Source organism: uncultured Rikenella sp., from assembly GCF_910579375.1.
GTDB lineage: Bacteria > Bacteroidota > Bacteroidia > Bacteroidales > Rikenellaceae > Rikenella.
In genome coordinates this window covers 1-4,203 of record NZ_CAJTUJ010000159.1, presented here as the reverse complement: position 1 = coordinate 4,203, position 4,203 = coordinate 1, and the positions used below count along the sequence as shown (strand labels likewise).

At 54.7% G+C, this 4,203-nt stretch carries 8 protein-coding genes; 7 read left to right on the top strand and 1 reads right to left on the bottom strand.

What is annotated here, in order from left to right; genetic code table 11:
- Window positions 1-48: 48 nt before the first annotated feature.
- Window positions 49-201 (bottom strand): hypothetical protein, encoded by a 153-nt coding sequence (locus QZ302_RS09040; RefSeq protein WP_294594644.1) that lies wholly within the window; start codon window positions 199-201, stop codon window positions 49-51.
- A 452-nt stretch (window positions 202-653) separates the two neighbouring features.
- Between QZ302_RS09040 and QZ302_RS09035 the strand changes: the two genes are divergently transcribed.
- From QZ302_RS09035 to QZ302_RS09005, 7 genes are all read left to right on the top strand, one after another.
- A complete protein-coding gene (locus tag QZ302_RS09035; protein WP_294594642.1) occupies window positions 654-1,247 on the top strand; it encodes a hypothetical protein in 594 nt (197 codons plus the stop codon).
- Window positions 1,234-1,617 (top strand): four helix bundle protein, encoded by a 384-nt coding sequence (locus QZ302_RS09030; protein WP_294594640.1) that lies wholly within the window; start codon window positions 1,234-1,236, stop codon window positions 1,615-1,617. Before QZ302_RS09035 ends, QZ302_RS09030 begins: the two co-directional genes overlap by 14 nt.
- A gap of 353 nt (window positions 1,618-1,970) precedes the next feature.
- Window positions 1,971-2,186, top strand: coding sequence for a hypothetical protein (locus QZ302_RS09025; protein WP_294594638.1), 216 nt, complete (start codon window positions 1,971-1,973; stop codon window positions 2,184-2,186).
- Between the two features lie 158 nt (window positions 2,187-2,344).
- Window positions 2,345-2,644, top strand: coding sequence for a hypothetical protein (locus QZ302_RS09020; RefSeq protein WP_294594636.1), 300 nt, complete (start codon window positions 2,345-2,347; stop codon window positions 2,642-2,644).
- A 596-nt stretch (window positions 2,645-3,240) separates the two neighbouring features.
- Window positions 3,241-3,384: a hypothetical protein gene (locus tag QZ302_RS09015; RefSeq protein WP_294594634.1), complete on the top strand. Its 144-nt coding sequence runs from the start codon at window positions 3,241-3,243 to the stop codon at window positions 3,382-3,384.
- Between the two features lie 271 nt (window positions 3,385-3,655).
- Window positions 3,656-3,814 (top strand): hypothetical protein, encoded by a 159-nt coding sequence (locus tag QZ302_RS09010; RefSeq protein ID WP_294594633.1) that lies wholly within the window; start codon window positions 3,656-3,658, stop codon window positions 3,812-3,814.
- Window positions 3,815-3,877: 63 nt separating this feature from the next.
- On the top strand, window positions 3,878-4,030 hold the full coding sequence (locus QZ302_RS09005) for a hypothetical protein (RefSeq protein ID WP_294594632.1): 153 nt from the start codon (window positions 3,878-3,880) through the stop codon (window positions 4,028-4,030).
- The last annotated feature ends 173 nt before the right edge of the window (window positions 4,031-4,203 follow it).

The window sequence follows — 4,203 nt, the reverse complement described above, 5'->3', positions numbered from 1 at the left end:
GTTTGGGGTAGTTCCAGTCCATTGCCCACCGCGAGCACGCACCTCCGTTTATTCCGAGAGGCAACGCAACTGAAGACCGTAGCCGCGAAAGTGCGTGACGTTTTGGGGTTCGAGCGACGTCATGTAAAAATAGAGCAATGTGCCGTAAATCTCATTAATGCTTGAAGCCCAGCTATATCCTCGATTTCCGATACTTATCATTTCCCCGTTGAAATTGTCGCGGTAGCCCGGAGCGGACAGGTGGATGGTCTCGTTTGTGACTGTTTTCGGAGGATTGTAGTGTGGAGAATTATTTTTAGAATAGTATTTTGTTGTTTTAGGATAATTGTTAAATTTGTCTTTGATCATGTGCAACTCATATTCGGTGAGAAAAATGAATTACTCTGAAAAATAGAGTGATATGTAGAGAAATGAGAACTTCATCGGATTTACTGGCGAGTTTTGCTATCCTACTCATAAAAGTATATAAGTTTTAGACATTTAAAATAATAGTGATGCGGATCCGACCTGTCGAGAGGCGGATGGAATGAATGCTTAAAGGCTTGTCCGCGGGGTGGCCTCCCGTTCTCTCCTATGCCGTTATACCTTATCGGATCGTACGGTGTCCAGTTGTCTCGTACGGTATTTTTCTCATTCAAAAAACTATTCTTTCGATGACTCTACAGGAAATCATTGCAGCCGAAAACTGCAACACCGATCGGATATATCTCTATCCCGAGGGTGTTTTTTGGAAAGCTTACGAGCGCTCGGCTTTCGCTTTCGTGCGGCGAATTTCGCGTTATAAAATCACTAAACGATTCATCAAATATCTGGATACCGAGATCGTATCGTTGGGTTTTCCCGACACCTCGCGAACGAGGGTACTTGGTGATCGACCCGTCCAGACTGGGCCCTACGGCATGTTGGTGCTCGACGGCGGAACGATCGATCCGGCGGCCTATGTCCGATGGAAAGAGGCGATTCCGTTGGTCGCGGCTCGAACCGCTACGACTCCTCCTCCGGCGGTGACACCTGTGGCTCTGCCGCCGACCTTCGGAAAGAGCGGAGGCGCGCCGCGTTCCGGAACGGGCATTGCATCGGTCGCTCCTTTGGTAGTGGCCTCTCAGCCGGTCATGACCGAAAACAGAACTTCGGTTGTCGAAGCGGTGTTGCGCGATCTCCGCAATTTCAGCGTCGAAAACGCGACGCCGCTCGAATGTCTTCTTTTTGTGTCTTCCCTTAAAAAACAGCTCAATGGCAGTCTATGATAATTTGGAGGTCTTCAAGGCAGCGTACGATTTGTTGCTCTATGTCTTTCAGTTCACGCCGAACATCAAACGGGACTATCGGTATACGTTGGCTGAAAAACTCAAGGACAATATCATCGAGTTGTGTCTCTGTATCTATCGGGCCAACGGAGCGAAAGAGGAGCGGGTGGCGGATATCCGGCTGGCGAGGGAACGGGTGGTGACGATCAAGCTGATGTGTCGCATGCTCACCGACCTCAAACAGATATCGGTCAAGCAGTTCGCGGTGGTGTGTACGCACACCGAGTCGATCTCGAAACAGTTGCAGGCTTGGCAGAGGTATTCCGAAAAGATGAAGCTGGAACGGAAGGCCGTTGTGGTCAAATCGTAACGGGGTGGCGGCGGAGGGGGAGAGTTCTTTGATGGTCTGGTTTTGCACATCCGGTGTGGCGAGTCGTGTTCCGGGACGGTCGTGCCTCGATGGGTTCCGGAGTGTTCGGACGGTCGTCGGGCTCCGGCGGCTGGCGGACAGGGTGAACGATAAATTCAGCAGTCCACTGAAGTCTTAGTTATTCACGCGTTCGCTTCGTGCTATGGGCGGAGTGAATATTCCAGCGACTGCCTTTCCGATTCGGGCTATGCGCGGTTCCCGCCCCGGGCTTCCGCGAGAGAGCCAATGGCGGGCTGAGCAACGTCGGCAACAACGGGTTCAGCTATTCGTCGTCGGTGAGCGGCAGCAATGGGGTGTACTTGAATTTCAACGTGACGAACCTCAATCCCAGCAACGCGAACAACCGCGCCTACGGTCTTCAGTTGCGTTGCCTCTCAGCGTTTATCGGCGGTCGTCGGCGGAACAAGGGGGGCCGGATGTGCGTTTTTTCCTGTTCCGTTCGTCGGGGGTGTCAGAACGGTGCCGTGCAGGCAGTTCCGGAGTATCGGACGGCTACGGTGGTTCGATAGTGAGGACGATAAATTCAGTAACTTACTGATGCTTTGCGGTATTAGTTATGGCTACGACCTCCTGTTCCGTAGTGCCGGGGAGGAGGTGATCGGGAATAGTTACGGTTCGGCTACAGTGCTTGTCGCCCGCCCCGGGCTACCGCAATCATGCGGATGGCGTGCAGCGTAACGTCGGCAACGAGGGTACGGTCTGGTCTGCGTCGGTGCCCGACGGCAGCACGAACGCCTGGCGTTTGTTGTTCAATGCGACGAACATGAATCCTTCGAATGCGAACAATCGCGGCAACGGTTTTCTGTTGCGTTGCCTCTCAGCATTTATCGGTTTTCGGCTCTTCCGGACGGGCGGAACAGGAGCGTATTCACAGGACGGACGTCCCCGGAGTGTCTGTCGGTTACGGCCGGCGACAGAGGATGCGGGTAAATTCAGCGACCCACTGATCGTGCTCGGGCGCGATTAGTTATGGTACGAATTCGGCTGGAGCGTGTCGTGCGCCGCCCGCTGCGGAGAAACTCTCCGCAGCGGGGCGGCGAAGCGAGCGGTCGCAAGATAGGATGAGAACGCCCCGGGCTATCGCAATCGGGATACGGGCGCGCTGAACAACGTCGGCAACAACGGTTACAGCTGGGCTTCCACGGTCAGCGGTACCAATGGCATGAACTTGAATTTCAACGTGACGTGGCTCAATCCCAGCAACGCGAACAACCGCGCCTACGGTTTTCAGTTGCGTTGCCTCTCAGCATTTACCCGGACGTCGCGTCCTTTTTTATAGATAGGTATCGGTGCACGGGCCGAATGGGCAGGATGTTTTTCCGGAGTGCCGGCTTTTTTTCTACAGGGGAGTCGGCAGGGCGAAGGGTAAATTCAGTGACCTACTGGTCTGTCGTTCAGTGTTTCGGACAGATTAGTTAAATCGATGATTCTGTCGGTTTTTTGTTTCCGGCGGAGTCTGTAGAGAGTGGTTGCTCAGTTCGACAGGCTGCCCCGGGCTACCGCAACAACTCTTCGGGCGAACCGGGTGGCGTCGGCAACAACGGCTATAGCTGGTCGTCGGCGGTGAGCGGTATCAACGGGCGGTTTTTGTGGTTCAACACGCAGGACCTCGATCCCAGCAACACGAACAACCGTGCCAACGGTCGTCAGCTGCGTTGCCTCTCAGTATTTACCGACATCCTGCTTTTTGATATTTCGAGTCTTTAATATCATATGGTTGTTGTGAAAATTTTTAATCTGCCTGACCCCGGGCTGCCGCACCACGCTCTCGGGCGAACCGGTGAGTGTCAGTAGCGAGGGTTCCGGATGGTCATGTACATCGGTCGGTGGAACCAATGGCATGTACTTGCACTTCTACACTCGTGGTCTCGTCCCCAGCGACGTAATGAGCCGCGGTCACAGTCTTCCGTTGCGTTGCCTCTCGGAATAAACAGAGAAAACCGCCCCGGGCTACCGCGGCTACATCGAGGGCGCTCTGATGGGCGTCGGTGACGGCGGATACTATTGGACCTCGACGTCCTACGGTTCGGACGACCACTACCGGGGCATGTACTTGGACTTCCACGCGGGGTGGCTCGTTTCCGACAATACGACGCGCCGTGCCTACGGTTTTCCGTTGCGTTGCCTCTCGGAATAAACGGGGACGAGAGGCGCCGCCCCGGGCTACCGCGACTCAGGTGAACAAAATCGATGGGGCGACATGAACGGCGTCGGTAATAACGGTTATAGTTGGTCGGCCGCCACAAGGGGCATTTACGGACAAGATCTCCTCTTCAAAGTCACGTGGCTCTATCCCAACTTTGCAAACGACAGCCGTGCCTACGGTTTTCAGTTGCGTTGCCTCTCGGAATAAACAGAGGAAACTGCCCCGGGCTACCGCCTCGCAGGCTCGGGCGCACCGGTGAAGGTCGGCTACTTCGGATTCAGCTGGTCGTCCGCGTTCTACGATTCGGGCGACCACTACCGTGGCCTGTGCTTGGATTTCCATTCGCAGAGCCTCGATCCCAGCTGCTCGGACTACCGCGG